Origin of the sequence: Streptomyces sp. NPDC001851 (assembly GCF_040297165.1) — a bacterium.
In the GTDB taxonomy this organism is placed as follows: Bacteria; Actinomycetota; Actinomycetes; order Streptomycetales; family Streptomycetaceae; genus Streptomyces.
The window spans coordinates 128366-143754 of record NZ_JBEOYR010000023.1 but is presented as its reverse complement, the minus strand read 5'-3'; the positions used below and the strand labels follow the sequence as shown (position 1 = coordinate 143754).

Annotated in this window: 15 protein-coding genes; 11 read left to right on the top strand and 4 right to left on the bottom strand. The window is 72.7% G+C overall.

The genetic code is table 11. From position 1 onward, the window contains the following. From ABT171_RS30110 to ABT171_RS30095, 4 genes are all read left to right on the top strand, one after another. The coding region (locus ABT171_RS30110) for an alpha-glucosidase C-terminal domain-containing protein (protein WP_351249271.1) at positions 1 to 249 on the top strand (249 nt) is incomplete at its 5' end. Positions 250 to 276: 27 nt separating this feature from the next. Then, positions 277 to 1641 (top strand): maltokinase N-terminal cap-like domain-containing protein, encoded by a 1365-nt coding sequence (locus tag ABT171_RS30105; RefSeq protein ID WP_351249269.1) that lies wholly within the window; start codon positions 277 to 279, stop codon positions 1639 to 1641. A 4-nt stretch (positions 1642 to 1645) separates the two neighbouring features. Beyond that, the gene (gene glgB, locus ABT171_RS30100) at positions 1646 to 3847 is read left to right on the top strand and encodes a 1,4-alpha-glucan branching enzyme (RefSeq protein ID WP_351249267.1); all 2202 of its coding nucleotides are present in this window, start codon (positions 1646 to 1648) and stop codon (positions 3845 to 3847) included. Between the two features lie 95 nt (positions 3848 to 3942). Further along, positions 3943 to 5031 (top strand): glutamate--cysteine ligase 2, encoded by a 1089-nt coding sequence (locus ABT171_RS30095; RefSeq protein WP_351249265.1) that lies wholly within the window; start codon positions 3943 to 3945, stop codon positions 5029 to 5031. 17 nt (positions 5032 to 5048) lie between these two features. Here ABT171_RS30095 and ABT171_RS30090 read toward each other — a convergent pair whose 3' ends face one another. Continuing rightward, positions 5049 to 5282, bottom strand: a complete 234-nt coding sequence (locus ABT171_RS30090) for a DUF6480 family protein (protein WP_351249263.1) — start codon at positions 5280 to 5282, stop codon at positions 5049 to 5051. A 150-nt stretch (positions 5283 to 5432) separates the two neighbouring features. Between ABT171_RS30090 and ABT171_RS30085 the strand changes: the two genes are divergently transcribed. The 4 genes from ABT171_RS30085 (at position 5433) to ABT171_RS30070 (ending at position 11782) form a co-directional block, all read left to right on the top strand. Next, positions 5433 to 7331 (top strand): AMP-dependent synthetase/ligase, encoded by a 1899-nt coding sequence (locus ABT171_RS30085; protein WP_351249261.1) that lies wholly within the window; start codon positions 5433 to 5435, stop codon positions 7329 to 7331. A 149-nt stretch (positions 7332 to 7480) separates the two neighbouring features. After that, the gene (locus ABT171_RS30080; protein WP_351249259.1) at positions 7481 to 7915 is read left to right on the top strand and encodes an ATP-binding protein; all 435 of its coding nucleotides are present in this window, start codon (positions 7481 to 7483) and stop codon (positions 7913 to 7915) included. A 126-nt stretch (positions 7916 to 8041) separates the two neighbouring features. Continuing rightward, a complete protein-coding gene (locus tag ABT171_RS30075; RefSeq protein ID WP_351249257.1) occupies positions 8042 to 9406 on the top strand; it encodes an NAD(P)/FAD-dependent oxidoreductase in 1365 nt (454 codons plus the stop codon). Between the two features lie 153 nt (positions 9407 to 9559). Then, positions 9560 to 11782, top strand: coding sequence for an FUSC family protein (locus tag ABT171_RS30070; protein WP_351249283.1), 2223 nt, complete (start codon positions 9560 to 9562; stop codon positions 11780 to 11782). 19 nt (positions 11783 to 11801) lie between these two features. Here the strand turns inward: ABT171_RS30070 and ABT171_RS30065 are convergent, their stop codons facing one another. Together ABT171_RS30065 and ABT171_RS30060 are read right to left on the bottom strand one after the other, a co-directional pair. Next, positions 11802 to 12656 carry a SigB/SigF/SigG family RNA polymerase sigma factor gene (locus tag ABT171_RS30065; RefSeq protein WP_351249255.1) on the bottom strand — a complete coding sequence of 285 codons (855 nt, stop codon included), beginning with the start codon at positions 12654 to 12656 and terminating at the stop codon, positions 11802 to 11804. A gap of 233 nt (positions 12657 to 12889) precedes the next feature. Further along, positions 12890 to 13324, bottom strand: coding sequence for an ATP-binding protein (locus tag ABT171_RS30060; RefSeq protein ID WP_351249253.1), 435 nt, complete (start codon positions 13322 to 13324; stop codon positions 12890 to 12892). 125 nt (positions 13325 to 13449) lie between these two features. Between ABT171_RS30060 and ABT171_RS30055 the strand changes: the two genes are divergently transcribed. From ABT171_RS30055 to ABT171_RS30045, 3 genes are all read left to right on the top strand, one after another. Next, on the top strand, positions 13450 to 13692 hold the full coding sequence (locus tag ABT171_RS30055) for a hypothetical protein (RefSeq protein ID WP_351249251.1): 243 nt from the start codon (positions 13450 to 13452) through the stop codon (positions 13690 to 13692). A gap of 281 nt (positions 13693 to 13973) precedes the next feature. Next, positions 13974 to 14432, top strand: coding sequence for a cyclic nucleotide-binding domain-containing protein (locus tag ABT171_RS30050; RefSeq protein ID WP_351249249.1), 459 nt, complete (start codon positions 13974 to 13976; stop codon positions 14430 to 14432). 167 nt (positions 14433 to 14599) lie between these two features. Next, positions 14600 to 14851: a WhiB family transcriptional regulator gene (locus ABT171_RS30045; protein WP_351249247.1), complete on the top strand. Its 252-nt coding sequence runs from the start codon at positions 14600 to 14602 to the stop codon at positions 14849 to 14851. Between the two features lie 33 nt (positions 14852 to 14884). On the opposite strand, the gene ABT171_RS30040 is transcribed toward ABT171_RS30045, so the two are convergent. Next, complete coding sequence (locus ABT171_RS30040) at positions 14885 to 15334, bottom strand: DUF6098 family protein (RefSeq protein ID WP_351249245.1); 450 nt, start codon at positions 15332 to 15334, stop codon at positions 14885 to 14887. Between the last annotated feature and the right edge of the window lie 55 nt (positions 15335 to 15389).

The window sequence follows — 15389 nt, the reverse complement described above, 5'->3', positions numbered from 1 at the left end:
CCGGCCGTCCTCGCCTTCCTGCGCGAGTACGAGGACGACCTGGTCCTGTGCGTCCACAACTTCTCCCGCTTCGCGCAGCCCACCGAGCTCGACCTCAGGGCGTACGACGGACGGCACCCGGTCGAGCTGATCGGCGGGGTGCGCTTCCCCGCCATCGGTGAGCTTCCCTACCTGCTGACCCTGCAAGGCCACGGCTTCTACTGGTTCCGGCTCACCCGAGTCGCATCCCGCATCGGCCGCCGTCGCTGACGCCCGGCGCCGAGGAAAGGACGCGTCATGCCGAAGACCATCACCGCACGACCCAGAAGCGCGGCCGGCCTCGAAGGACCCCTGGTGTCGCTGGGCGGGCTGCTGCGGCAATGGCTGCCGGGACAACGCTGGTTCGCGGGCAAGGACCGGCCCGTCGCCGATCTGTCGGTGCTGTCCGTGACCGAGCTGTTCCCGGGGTGTCTGCACCTGCTGGTGCACGCCTCGCACGCGCCCGTGCCCACGCCGGGCGGCACTCCCCCGCCCGGCGACTGCTACCAGCTGCTGCTCGGCCTGCGCGAGCACCTCGCCCCCCGTCTGGAGCGGGCGTACATCGGGCGGGCCGACCAGGGTCCGTTCGCCGGGCTCGCGGTGTACGACGCGCTGCACGACCCGCGCTCGGCGCATCTGCTGCTGGAGCGGCTGCGGCGGCCCGGCGCGGCCGGACCGCTGCGGTTCGAGGCGGACCCGGGCGCCGAGCTGCCCGGCGGGCTGCCGCCGCGCCTGCTGGACGCCGAGCAGTCCAACTCGTCGATCGTGTACGGCGACGCGTACATCCTGAAGGTCTTCCGCCGGATCCAGCCGGGCGTCAACCCGGACCTGGAGGTGACGGCCGCGCTGGCCGCGCAGGGCTGCACCCGGGTGCCCGCGCCGGTGGCGTGGTTCCATACCACCGCGCCGCAGCCGGCCACCCTGGGCGTGCTGCAGCCGTTCCTGCCGGACGCCTCCGACGGCTGGACGCTGGCGCTGCGCGCGCTCGCCGCGGGCGACGACTTCACCGCCGAGGCCCATGAGCTCGGCCGGGCCATGGCGGAGGTGCACCTCGCGCTGGCCGAGGCCTTCGGTCCGGCCGGGCCGGGCGAGAACGGCCGTACGGCACAGGCGATGTGCGCACGGCTGGACGCGGCGGCGCACGCCGTCCCGGGACTGCGGCCCTTCGTGCCGGGGCTGCGGGCCGCGTTCGGGGCCCTCGCCACCTGCGACACCGGACCGCCCGCCCAGCGCATCCACGGCGACATGCACCTCGGGCAGGTGCTGCGGGCCGGCCGCGACTGGTTCGTCATCGATTTCGAGGGCGAGCCGTCCCGGCCGCTCGCCGAGCGGTGCGCCCCGCACTCCCCGGTCCGGGACGTGGCGGGGATGCTGCGTTCCTTCGACTACGCGGCCCGGCAGCGCCGCCCCTGGCGACCCGAGTGGGCGCGCCGCTGCCGGGAGGCGTTCTGCGCGGGCTACGCGGCCCGGGCGGGCTGGGATCCACGGAAGAAGCACGCGCTGCTGCGCGCGCACGAGACGGACAGGGCGGTGTACGAGGTGCTGTACGAGGCGAGACATCGGCCGGACTGGCTGCCGGTACCGATGGCGGCGATCAAGCGGCTCGCCGTGTGGGGAGGCTGACGACATGGCCCTGCGCGACACCGCGCGCCCCGAGGCGGCCGGCCCCAAGCCGCTCGTGGCCCAGCCGCTCGACCCGGCCGACCGTGCCCGGCTGCTCGGCGGCGCCCACCACGATCCGCACGCCCTGCTGGGCGCCCACCCGGTCCCGGGCGGCGTCCTGTTCCGGGCGCTGCGCCCGAACGCGCGCTCGGTGAGCGTCGTGGTCGACGGCGTACGGGGTGCCCTTCGGTCCGAGGGCGACGGTCTCTTCGCGGCCGTGCTGCCGTACCCGGAGATCCCGTCGTACACGCTGCTGGTGGCGTACGACGACGCCGAGCAGGAGGTGCACGATCCGTACCGGTTCCTGCCCGCTCTCGGTGAGCTGGATCTGCATCTGATCCGGGAGGGCCGGCACGAGCAGCTGTGGCAGGCGCTCGGCGCCGAGCCCATGACGCACCAGGGGGTGACGGGCACCCGCTTCACCGTGTGGGCGCCCAACGCCCAAGGGGTGCGGGTGGCCGGGGACTTCACGTACTGGGACGGCACGCAGTACCCGATGCGGTCGCTGGGCGCGTCCGGGGTGTGGGAGCTGTTCCTGCCCGGCATCGGCGAGGGCGACCGGTACAAGTTCGAGATCACCTCCCGCTACGGCCACCGCTTCCTGAAGGCCGACCCGATGGCGCGGCGCACGGAGGTGCCGCCCGACACGGCGTCGGTCGTCGCGGTGTCGCGGTACGAGTGGGGTGACGCGGAGTGGATGGCCCACCGGGGCGACACCCCCGTGCACCAGGCGCCGTTCTCCGTCTACGAGGTCCATCTCCCCTCCTGGCGGCCCGGCTCGACGTACCGCCGGCTGGCGGACGAACTCCCCGCCTATGTCAAGGGGATGGGCTTCACGCACGTGGAGCTGATGCCGGTCGCCGGGCATCCGTTCAGCGGCTCCTGGGGCTACCAGGTCACCTCCTACTACGCGCCGACGCCCCGCCTCGGCTCCCCGGACGACTTCAAGTACCTGGTGGACGCGCTGCACCGGGCCGGCATCGGTGTGATCATGGACTGGGTGCCGGCGCACTTCCCCAAGGACGACTGGGCGCTGGCCCGGTTCGACGGGGACCCGCTGTACGAACCCGGTAACCCGACGCGTGCCGAGCACCCGGACTGGGGGACGTACGAGTTCGACTACGGCCGGACCGAGGTGCGCAACTTCCTGGTCGCCAACGCCGTGTACTGGTGCGAGGAGTTCCACATCGACGGGCTGCGGGTGGACGCCGTCGCCTCCATGCTCTACCTGGACTACTCGCGGGACTCCGGACAGTGGGAGCCGAACGTGTTCGGCGGCCGGGAGGACCTCGACGCGGTCGCCTTCCTGCAGGAGATGAACGCCACCGTGTACCGGCGCTGCCCGGGTGTGGTGACCATCGCCGAGGAGTCCACGGCCTGGGACGGGGTGACCCGGCCGACGGACAGCGGCGGGCTCGGCTTCGGGCTGAAGTGGAACATGGGCTGGATGCACGACTCGCTGCAGTACATCCAGAAGGAGCCGGTGCACCGCAAGTACCACCACAACGAGATGACCTTCTCGATGGTGTACGCCTACAGCGAGAACTACGTCCTGCCGATCTCCCACGACGAGGTCGTACACGGCAAGCAGGCGCTGGTGTCGAAGATGCCCGGCGACTGGTGGCAGCGGCGGGCCGACCACCGCGCCTATCTGGGGTTCATGTGGGCCCATCCCGGTAAGCAGCTGCTGTTCATGGGGCAGGAGTTCGCCCAGGGAGCGGAGTGGTCGGAGGCGCACGGCCCGGAGTGGTGGCTGCTGGGCGACGACTACCACTCGGCCGGCGACCACCGCGGCGTGCAGGATCTGGTGCGGGAGCTGAACACCGTGTACCGGGCGACGCCGGCGCTGTGGCAGCGGGACACCGACCCGGGCGGCTTCCGGTGGGTGCTGTGCGACGCGGCGGACGACAACGTCTTCGCGTTCCTGCGGTTCGCCGCCGACGGCTCCCCCCTGCTCGCGGTGTCGCACTTCTCCCCGGTCGTCCGGCACGACTACCGGCTGTGGGTCCCGGACGGGATCCGGGCCTGGCAGGAGACGCTGAACACCGACGACGTCCGCTACGGCGGCAGCGGGGTCGGCAACGCCGGGCCGCTGCAGCCGGACGACGGCTTCCTGCGGCTCACGCTCCCGCCGCTCGCCACGGTCTGGCTGGCTCCGGAGCGCTGAAGGGCGCAGGTGTCGGCGGCCCGCCGAGGGGCAGTCGGGGTCATACAGACCCACGACTGCCCCTCGTGGCACGGACGCGGAAGGGTGGCACCACGTTGCGCACCGTCGGAGTGGAGGAGGAACTCCTTCTGGTCGACCCGGACACCGGCGACCCGAAGGCGCTGGCGGCGGCCGTCCTCGCCCATGCCGCCCACGACGATCCCGGACAGCAGGTGTTCGAGAAGGAGCTGTTCCGGCAGATGCTGGAGTTCGCCACCCATCCGCAGGCGGACATGGCGGCCCTCGGCGAGGAGATCGTGCGCTGGCGCAAGGAGGCGGCCCGGCACGCCGGCGAGACCGGCAGCGCGGTCGTCGCGCTGGCCACCTCCCCCCTTCCGGTCAGTCCCTCCCTCAGCGTGAACGAGCGCTACCAGTGGCTGGCCGAGCACTACGGGATACCCACCTGGGAGCAGCTGGTGTGCGGCTGCCATGTGCATGTGTCGGTGGAGTCCGACGAGGAGGGCATCGCGGTCCTCGACCGGATCCGTCCCTGGCTGCCGGTGCTCCGCGCGATCAGCGCCAACTCCCCGTTCTGGCAGGGAAAGGACACCAGCTACGCCAGCTATCGCAGCCGGGTGTGGAACCGCTGGCCGTCGGCGGGGCCGACGGAGCTGTTCGGGTCGGCCGAGCGCTATCACGGGCGGGTGGCGGACATGGTGGCCACCGGTGCCCTTCTCGACGAGGGGATGGTCTACTTCGACGCGCGGCTGTCCGCCCGCTATCCGACCGTGGAGGTCCGCGTGGCGGATGTGTGCCTCAGCGCGGACACCGCCGCGCTGATCGCGACGCTGAGCCGGGCGCTCGTGGAGAAGGCGGCACGGGACTGGCGGGCCGGCCGGCCGGCGCCCGGCCACAGCGTGAGCCTGCTCCGGCTCGCCGACTGGCAGGCCGCCCGGTTCGGCCTGGAGGAGGACCTGCTCGACCCGGTGACCATGCGGCCGGGGCCCGCCCCGCAGGTACTGCGGTCGCTGCTGGAGCACACCGGGGACGCGCTCACCGCGTACGGCGACGCGGAGCGCGCCGAGCAGGGCGTCGCGGAGCTGCTGCGGCGCGGCAACGGGGCGCGTGAGCAGCGCCGGCTGCTGGAGCGCACCGGCAGCCTGCGGGACGTCGTCACCGAGTGCGTGCGGCACACCCAGGGCTGAGCGCTCCGCGCGGCGGCTCAGAAGATGAGCGAGAGGGCGTACCCGAGGAAGCCCACCGCGATCAGGACGACGAGGACGATGATCAGCGCCAGCGGCGCCTTCGCCCAGCCTCTGCGCTGAACGTGCGGCTCCCGGGGGCCGGCCTCGGGCAGGCTGCTCTCGGCGGGCGGGGTCTCGCCCGGCGGGACCGAGCCCCCGGGCTCCAGCCCGGTGGTGCGTTCTGGTTCCGGATCGGGGTTCACATGACTCATGTCTGCCGAGTCCCCAGGACACGGCCACATCATCAGCCGATCACGACTTCTCCGTTCCCGGCACCGAACGCGTTCCGCTGGGCTACATTCGAGCACCGCCGCACAGAGCCGATCGGCGGTGTGACCCTCCGTACACCAGGAGCAGCTCGCATGCGCGACGTCGCCCTCGCTCCCGCCGTCACCCCGCCGCTCACCGGCGGCCTCGCCGACAGCGTCTTCGACAACGCGGACCGCCGTCCGACGCTGCCGGTGCTTGCGCACCGCCTGGATCCCGCCGCCACCGTGTGGCAGCAGGTGACGGCCGTCGAGCTGCGGGACGAGGTGGTCGAGCTGGCCAAGGGGCTGGTCGCCGCCGGGATCTCACCGGGCCACCGGGTGGCGTTGATGTCCCGCACCCGCTACGAGTGGACCGTCTTCGCCCACGCGCTGTGGGCCGTCGGCGCCGAGATCGTGCCGATCCATCCGGCCGCCTCGCGCGACCAGGTCGAGTGGATCCTGCGGGACGCCGGCTGTGTGGCCGTGGTCGTGGAGGACGAGCAGGGCGTCATGACCGTCGGCACGGTGTGTGCCCGGCTGCCCCGGCTGGGCCACGTCTGGCAGCTGGACGCGGGCGCGCTGCCCGACCTCGTCCAGCGGGGCGCGGTCGTGCCGTACACCACGGTGGACTCGCTGCGCCGGATCGTGCTGCCGGACGCCACGGCGGCGGTCGTCTACACCTCCGGTACCACCGGCCGCCCCCAGGGCTGCGCGCTGAGCCACCGCGGTCTCGCCTATCCCTGCGACACGCTGCTGGCCGGCTGGGCGCACACCGCGGCCCCGCCGGGCGAACAGCCGTCCGTGCTGGCCTTCCTGCCCTTCTCGCACGTCTACGGCATCATGATCATGCTGATGTGTGTGCGCGGCGGCGTCCTGATGGGGCACGAGCCGGAGCTGAGCGAGGCGGCCCTGGCGTCGGCGCTGAGCACGTTCCGGCCGACGTACCTGTACGGCGTGCCGTCGGTGTTCGAGAGGTTGTACAAGAAGTTCCTGCGGTCCGCCCATCAGGCGGGCCGGGGTGCCCTGTTCGAGCGGGCGGCGCAGACGGCCCGGGACTTCGCCGAGGCGGAGGAACGCCACCGGCTGGGCAGGGGGCCGGGTCCGGGGTTCGAGCTCCGGCTGCAACACGCCCTGTACGAGCGGACGGTGTACCGCAGGCTGCGTGCGGCGCTCGGCGGCCGGGTGCTGCGCGGCACCTCCGGCGGTTCCTCGCTCAGCCGCGAACTCACCCTGTTCTACGCCGGCATCGGCGTGCGCATCCACGACGGCTACGGCCTCACGGAGGCCTCCGGCGGGATCACCATGCAGCCGCTCGGCCGGGAGAAGTCCGGGACCGTGGGCCGGCCGCTGCCGGGTACCGAGGTCCAGGTGGCCGACGACGGGGAGGTCCTGGTGCGGGGGCCGTCGGTGTTCCAGGGCTATGTCGGCGACGAGGCGGCGACCCGGGCCGTGCTGCGCGGCGGCTGGCTGGCCACGGGGGACATCGGGCGGCTGGACGCCGAGGGCTATCTGACGATCACCGGGCGCAAGAAGGACGTCATCGTCACCAGCGGCGGCAAGAGCGTCGCCCCGGCCCCGCTGGAGCAGCGGCTGCGCATGCATCCGCTCGTCCACCAGGCGGTCGTGATCGGCGACGACCGGCCCTGCGTCGGCGCCCTGATCACCCTGGACCCGGAGTTCCTCGCCGACTGGCGGGCCACCCTGGCGCTGCAGGGCGACAGTCCGGGCCGGGAGAGCCGCGAGGAGAACGCGCTGCGGGAGGAGATCGCGCGGGCCGTCGCCTCGGCGAACGCCGCCGTCTCCCGCGCGGAGTCGATCAGGGTCTACCGTGTCCTGCAGGAGCCGTTCGCCACGGACAACGGACTGCTCACGCCGTCGATGAAACTGCGCCGGGACGTGATCGTGCGGCACTATGCCGCCGAGATCGACGCGATGTACCTGGCGCGGTCCCGGGCGGCGCGCGGTCCGCAGGAGCCGGCGGACTGGGACGAGCCGGACGACGTCTTCCGCTGAGGGGGTGGACCGCAGGACCGCGGGCCGGGGCGGACGGATAGGCCGCGCGGGGGCGGGAACCCGCAAGCACAGACGGAGACCAGCACCTACGACCGTCCTGGTCCGGGGGCCTGCCAAGCCCCCGACCGGCCGGGACCGGGGAATGCGAGATGGCGACGGAGCCGCGTTGGGACGACACACCGTCCTCGGAGGACAGGTACGAGCGCACCTTCTCCTTCGCGGGCGAGCTGCGCAACGTCACGGAGGCGCGGCTTGCCGCGGAGGATTTCCTGTGCGCGCTCGCCACGCAGTCGCCGCCGTCCGCGCACGAGTACTGGGACGACATCCTGCTGGTGGTGACGGAACTGGCCGCCAATGTGATCCAGTACGCGCCCGGACCGTTCGGGCTGCGGATGCGCCGCACCTTCGACGGCGTGCACGTGACGATGCGCGACACGAGCACGACCAGGCCGGAGCCACGGCCCTTCCACCCGCGCACCGGTGGCGGCGGCATCGGCTGGCACCTGGTGCACACGCTGTGCACGCAGGTCAGTGTGGTCGTCCATGACGAGGGCAAGGACATCCACGTGTTCCTGCCCTGGTGACCACATCGTGTGTACGACGTGTATCCGTGCGACAACCGGTTACTCCCCCCGGAGTGGGGGCATGCTGGTGCCCACGCGTAACGGTGTCGAGTCGGACCGCCTGGAGCCGCAGAAAGGGATGAAACCGTGACACGACCCAGGATCCTGGTGGTTGGCGCAGGCTTCGCCGGCGTCGAGTGCGTCCGCCGCCTGGAACGGAAACTCGCTCCCGCCGAGGCCGACGTCACCCTGGTGACGCCGTTCTCCTATCAGCTGTATCTGCCGCTGCTGCCCCAGGTCGCCTCCGGGGTGCTCACGCCGCAGTCGATCGCCCTCAGCCTGCGCCGCAGCAGGAAGTACCGCACCCGGATCCTGCCGGGCGGCGCCATCGGGGTGGATCCGAAGGCGAAGGTGTGTGTCGTCCGCACCATCAACGACAAGATCGTCAACGAGCCGTACGACTACATCGTGCTGGCGCCGGGCAGTGTGACCCGCACCTTCGACATCCCGGGGCTGACCGACCACGCCTTCGGGATGAAGACCCTCGCCGAGGCCGCCTACATCCGCGACCACGTGATCACCCAGCTCGACCTGGCGGACGCCAGCGACGATCCGGCCGAGCGGGCCGCGCGGCTGCAGTTCGTGGTGGTCGGCGGCGGATACGCGGGGACCGAGACCGCCGCCTGTCTGCAACGGCTGACGCACGCCGCCGTCACGCGCTACCCGCGCCTGGACCCCGGCCTGATCAAGTGGCATCTGATCGACATCGCACCGAAGCTGATGCCGGAGCTGGGCGACAAGCTCGGCCGCAGCGCGCAGGAGATCCTCAAGCGGCGCGGCATCGACGTGTCGCTGGGCGTGTCGATCGACAAGGCCGGGGCGGAGGAGGTCACCTTCACCGACGGCCGGGTGGTGCCGACACACACGCTGATCTGGACGGCCGGCGTGGTCGCCAGTCCGCTGATGGCCACGCTCGGCGCGGAGACGGTCCGCGGCCGGCTGGCGGTCACGCCGGAGATGTGTCTGCCGGGCCACGACGGGGTGTTCGCGCTCGGCGACTCGGCCGCGGTGCCGGACCTGGCCAAGGGCGACGGCGCGGTCTGCCCGCCCACCGCGCAGCACGCCATGCGCCAGGGCAGGAAGGTCGCCGACAATGTCATCGCGACGCTGCGCGGTCAGCCGATGCAGCCGTACGTCCATCACGACCTGGGCCTCGTGGTCGACCTCGGCGGCAAGGACGCGGTGTCCAAGCCGCTCGGTGTCGAACTGCGCGGGGTGCTGGCGCAGGCGGTGGCCCGCGGCTACCACTGGTCGGCGCTGCGCACCAACGTCGCCAAGGCCCGGGTGATGACCAACTGGCTGCTGAACGCGGTCGCGGGCGACGACTTCGTCCGCACCGGCTTCCAGGCCCGCAAGCCCGTCCGCCTGAAGGACTTCGAGTTCACCGACGTGTACCTGACGCCGGAACAGGTGCGGGCGCGGGTGGAGGGCAAGGCCCTGGAGGGACCGTGACCCCCTGAGACGACCCGCGCTCCGGTGGCCGGGTCCCGGCCACCGGAGCGCGAGCGGCCCGGGCCCTCGTGCGATGCTGGACCGTAGATCCATTTCGGGCACGGGAGAGAGCGCGGCGGCGTGGGCACAGCGGGACGGTCGGGGCGGGTACGGATGTGGGACCGGCTCGCGGCGTCCGATCCCGGGCTGCTCCGACTCGCCGCCGGGCTGCGCACGGTCACCGCGATCGCGCTCGCTCTCGCCGTCCTGGCCGCCCTGCGGGTGCCGGTGCCCCAGTTGGTCGCCGGCGCCATGGCGGCGATGGTGTCGACCTTCGCCATCCGGGAGAAGCAGCGCGCCCAGCAGGCGGTCACGCTCGCGCTGGGGCTGCCGGTGGCGCTGGTCTCGGTGTCGCTGGGTGCGCTGCTGCACCGCCTGGTCGTCGTCGGGGACCTGTTCTTCGTCGTCCTGATCTTCTGCGCGGTCTACGGCCGCCGGTTCGGCGACCGCGGTACCGCGCTGGGCCTGATCGGCTTTCAGATCTACTTCCTGTCCCTGTTCGTGCGCGCGACCGCCGCCGCGCTGCCCGCGCTGTACGGGGTCATCTGTGTGGCGTTCGCGTGCAGCGCCGCTGCACGGTTCGTGCTGCTGCCGCAGACCCCGGCGGGCACCCTGGACCGGCTGCGGCGGGCGTTCCGCGCCCGGCTCGCGCAGCTGATCTCCGTGCAGGCCGAGTTGCTGGACGCCGGCCCCGACGACGTGGACAAGGTCCTGGACGACCTGCGCGCCGCCACCGCGCGGCTGCACGAGACCGCGCTGATGATCCAGGGGCGGCTGGAGGACGGCACCTCCGACGCCGCGGTGGCCCGGCTGCTGCAGCGCCGGGTCGCCGACGCCGAGATCGCCGCCGAGCGGCTGGGTCTGCTGCTGCTCACCGCGCGCAGCGCCGAGCGGACCGACACCCTCACCCTGCATCTGCCGGGCGCCCCGCTGCCCTCCGGCGGTGAGCTGCCGGTTCGCGACGAGGCCACGGCGGCGCTGCGCCGGGACCTGCAGGCGCTGCGGCTGCTGATGCTGCGGCCGCTCGGCGAGGCCAGGGGCACCGCGCTCGCCCAGGTACGCAACCGGCTGCTCGGCTACCGCGACGAGGAGAACCTGCCCAGGGCCGCCCCGGCGGTGCAGGACGTCTTCCGCGGGCTCGGTGAGGCCGCCCGGGCCGCGCTGGGACTCAGGCTGGCGCTGGACGGGCCGCAGGACGACTCGGACGACAGCCCGGCGACGACCCGCTCGCGCGAGGAACTGGACGCGGAGGACGCGGCGATCGAGGCGGGCGAGGAGCGGGAGACGCCGGAGCCGGAGCCGGCCGGTCTCGGGCGGCCCACGACGCGGGCCGCGGTCCAGGTGGCCGTCGGCTCCGCGCTGGCCATCGCCGGTGGTGAGCTGCTGTCCAGTCAGCGCTGGTACTGGGCGGTGCTGACCTGCTGGATCGTGTTCCTCAACACGGCGTCGACCGGCGAGATCCTGGTGAAGGGCTACCGACGGCTGCTGGGCACGGTGCTCGGCGTGGTGGCCGGGATCGGCCTGGCCGGGCTGGTCGGTCACCACACGTGGACGGCGTTCGCGCTGGTGCTGGTGTTCATCTTCGCGATGTTCTACACGGCTCCGCTGTCGTACACGCTGATGTCGTTCTTCGTGACGGCGATGCTGGGGCTGCTGTACACGCTGCTGAACACCTACAGCATGGCGGTGCTGGTGCTGCGGGTGGAGGAGACGGCGCTCGGTGCGGCCTGCGGGGTGATCGCGGCGGCGGTGGTGCTGCCGATCCACACCGACCGCCGTACCAACGAACTCCTGGTCGCGGTCCTGAACCGGCTCGCGGAGGTCACGCGGGCGGCCGTCGACCAGTTGAGCGGCGGGGCGGGCGCCGATCTGGTGGAGCAGGCCCGCGATCTGGACCAGGCGCTGGCCGATCTGCGTGCGGCCACCCAGCCGCTGACCCATCCCATCACCCCGCTGCGCGCACGCCGTGACACCGCCCGCTATGTGGTGGCACTGCTGGAGACGTGCGCCTACCACGGGCGCTCGCTGGCGGCCACGGCCGAACTGCTGCCGACGCATCCGTCGATCGCGGCGGATCCCCGGCTGCGCGGGGCGTGCGGGCGGATCGTGCACAACATCGAGGCGATCGCGGCGCATGTGTCCGACCCTCGGGCCACGGCGGAGATGAAGACCGGCTCCAGCATCGCGTCGATGCTGGAGCCGGGAACCCTGCGCACCCCGCGCTACGGCCGGGTGACCGACCGGGTGCTGCGCCATCTGCAGCGGCTGGACGAGGCGGTCTCGGGTCTGGCCCGGCCGCTGGGCCTCGCCAGGGAAGCGGCCCGGCCGGCGAAGTGACGGCGCGTCGTCCGCCCGCTCATGCCGGGTCGGTCCGGCCGCCGCGCCGCCCCAGGGCCTCGTCGCGGACGCGGGCGCAGCTGCGGCTGATCAGCCGGGAGACGTGCATCTGGGAGATGCCCAGCCGGTCGGCGATACGGCTCTGCGTCATGTCCTCGAAGAAGCGCATGTAGAGGATGGCTCGCTCCCGCTCGGGCAGCCGGCGCAGCCCTTCCCTGGCGGCCTCGCGGTCGACCACGACGTCGTACGAGGCGTCCGCCGCGCCGAGGGTGTCGGCGAGGCTGTAGCCGTCCTCACCGGTGGACAGCTCGGCGTCCAGGGACAGGGTGCTGAAGCTCTCCAGCGCCTCCAGGCCCGCGGTGACGTCCTCCTCGCTGAGGCCGGTGTGAGCGGCGAGCGCGGCGACGGTCGGTTCGGGACTGCCGGGGTTCTGGGTGAGTTCCCGGCGGGCCACCCGCACCCGGTTGCGCAGTTCCTGCACCCGGCGGGGCACCCTGAGGGCCCACATCCGGTCCCGGAAATGCCGCTTGACCTCGCCGGTGATGGTCGGCACCGCGTAGCTCTCGAAGGCCCCCCGGGACGGGTCGAACCGGTCGATGGCCTTCACCAGCCCGAGCGCGGCCACCTGCCGCAGGTCCTCGACGGACTCCCCGCGGTCGCGGAACCGCCCGGCGATCCGGTGGGCCATGGGCAGCCAGGCGGTGACGAGTTCGTCGCGTACGGCGTCCCGCTCGGGGCCGTCCTCCAGTTCCGCCAGCCGGACGAACAGCTCCACGGTGTCGGGGGCGTCGTCGTGGGGCCGTCGGGCGGGTGCCGCGGCGGCCGCGGTCGTGGTGGGCGTGCCGGGACGGCTTGTCGACATGTCGGTCAGCATGCGGAATCGCTCCTGAACGTGGTTTCAGGGCGCGGCCTGAACGAGGGTTCACGGCCTGGCCCGAACGGTGGTGTCAGGGTTCGCCGCGGGTCGGCCGCCTGGTCCGCCGGGAGGGGACCCAGGGCGGTCGTACGGTTCCCGCTGGGCGCGCGCCTCCGGTCCGAAGCACGAGATTCCGCCTGCCCCCGGCACCGGGGAGCAAACACCGCGGGGGCGGAACTTCCCGCGCGGGTTCAGTGCAGCGGCACGACCGCGGTGATGCACTTGCCCCCGCAGGGCAGCTCCGCCACCCGTACGTCCCGGGCCAGCCGGCACACGATGGGCCAGCCGCGGCCGCCCGGCCGGGCGTGGCCGCGCTCGTCGTCCGGCGCGCCGGCCACCGGGAGCTCGTCGCTGCGGTCGCTCACCGAGACCCGTACGCCGGCGGAGTCGACGTCCACGTCGAAGCCGGTGATGCCGCCGCCGTGCAGGATGGCGTTGGTGGTGAGTTCCGAGGTGACCAGCAGGGCGTCCTCCATGGCCTCGGCAGCGCAGGACAGGGCGCGGGCGCGGCAGCGTTCGGCCACCACTCGCTGCACCGTTCTGCGGGCGTCGGCGGGCCGGCACGGCAGTCGGCGGCACGGTTCCCGCAGCGTTGCCCAGGAGCTGGTCCGGTGCTTGTCGAGCATCCCTTCCTCCCTGAACGGTGCCCGGATCGGGTGGCTCTCTCCCTTTCCGGCTGACCCCTTGCGGCACTGTCAAACACGTTCTGTGCCGATGCCATCACCGCGGGCCTGGCGGGTACCCGGGGGGTATGACCGATGTCGTGGACGCGGACGAGTTGTTGCGGCGCATCCGGCGCGGCCGGGAACGGGCGGCCGAGGAGGAGCGGGCCTGGCGGGAACGAGCGCAGAGCCTGACGGCGACGGATCCGGACGGCGCGCGGGAGGCGGCGGTCCGGGCGCGGGCGTTCGAGGCGGTGCTGTGGGTCCTGGACGAGATCGTCAGCCCGGGCCGGCCGCCGACGGCGGCGGAAGGCGTGAAACAGGTCACGTGAGACGCGTCCGGTTTCCGGAGCCCCAGTGAAATGGTTTATCGTTCATACATATGTGGTGCCGGAGTGGACCGGAGCCGTCCTTCCTCCCTCCCGGCGTCACCGCAGACGGCCCTGGCTGGCCTCCCCCGTCCAGCCAGGGCTTTTCCTTGCCCGGAATCCGGCGGCGGACCGGGAGGGCGGCGGGGAAAGCCGCCTCCTTCGAGGTGCCCGCGGCGGCCGCAGCGGCTGAAATGGGCTGAGAGGAAAGCACCCGAACCGCCTCCGGCGAGGAGCCCCGCGCCATGACCAAAGCGATAAAACTGCTGACCGCCCTGCCCCAGGCGCAGCGTGAGCGCCTGATGGAACTGGCCACGGAGGTCTCGTTCACGGAGGACACCCGCATCTTCGAGGCGGGCGGCACCGCCGACCGGTTCTGGGTGATCCGTTCGGGCGCGGTCCATCTGGACACCCAGGTGACCTCCCGGCAGCGGGTGACGGTGGCCACGCTCGGCGCGGGCGACCTGCTCGGCTGGTCCTGGCTCTTCCCGCCGTACCAGTGGGACTTCGGGGCGGTGGCCTTCAGCAACGTACGGGCCTACGAGTTCGACGGGCCCTCGGTGCTCGCGCTGTCCGTGGAGGATCCGCTGCTCGGGCTGTCCCTGGTGCGGACGGTGGCCGAGATCCTCGCCCACCGCCTGGAGACGACCCGGGGCAAGCTGATGGACCAGTACAACATCCGGCGCCGCACCGGTCTGCTGTAGCCCGGATCCGGTCTCGTTCCGGGCCGTACGCGTGCCCTTGACCGGATCGCGTCCGTCACTCATTCCCCTGCCGGATGCGCCGTTTCACACCGTCCCGTCCGGTCACCCGAGTCCGACGTACGCATTCGACAGGCACGGACGACTTCGATCCGATCCAGGAGACTTCCATGGACAACTGGCGCGACCATGCCGCGTGCCGTCACGAGGACCCCGACCTGTTCTTCCCCATCGGCACCACCGGACCGGCGCAGGTGCAGGCGCAGCACGCCAAGGCGGTCTGCGGGCACTGCCCCGTCCGGGAGCAGTGCCTGGACTGGGCGCTGGAGACGGGCCAGGGCATCGGCATCTGGGGTGGGACGACCGAGCTGGAGCGCCGGACGCTGGCCCGCCGCGCCCGCTCCCGTCCGCGCTTGAGCTGACCGGAGCCCCATGGGCACCCGGGGGCCCTGCTCTCAGCGGCCACCGCGGCGCAGGGTCCCCCACTCCCGCTCCTGCCGGGTCACTTCTGTCTTCGCCGCGTCGATCACCTCGTCGGCGATCCAGCACAACGGCTCGGCGTCGGTGACGAGCGGCTCGTTGTCGGGCCCCCGGCCCGTCTCCCTGCCCCGCAGGATCCAGGGACGTACCCCGGGCCCCTTGTCGTGCGGCAGGTGCGCGTAGTCGTACAGCCGGCGCGCCACCCACAGCTCCACCGAGCGGTCCCCCCACCAGTCCTCCACGTCGAGCGGATTGGCGGACAGCCCCGGCATCGGCACGCCCGTGAGGGCGTCGGTGCTGGAGCCGTCGGCGAGGTCGGGGCCGGGTCCCCGGGACCAGCGCACGTACAGGCCCCGGTGCCCGTCCACCAGGCGGGCGGCCTCGGCGAGCGTGGACAGGACCGGCAGGTCCTCTTCTGCGCTCATGGCACCACCTCCCTCGACTGCGTGGCGGGGCCGGAGTACCCCTGGTGGGCGCGGG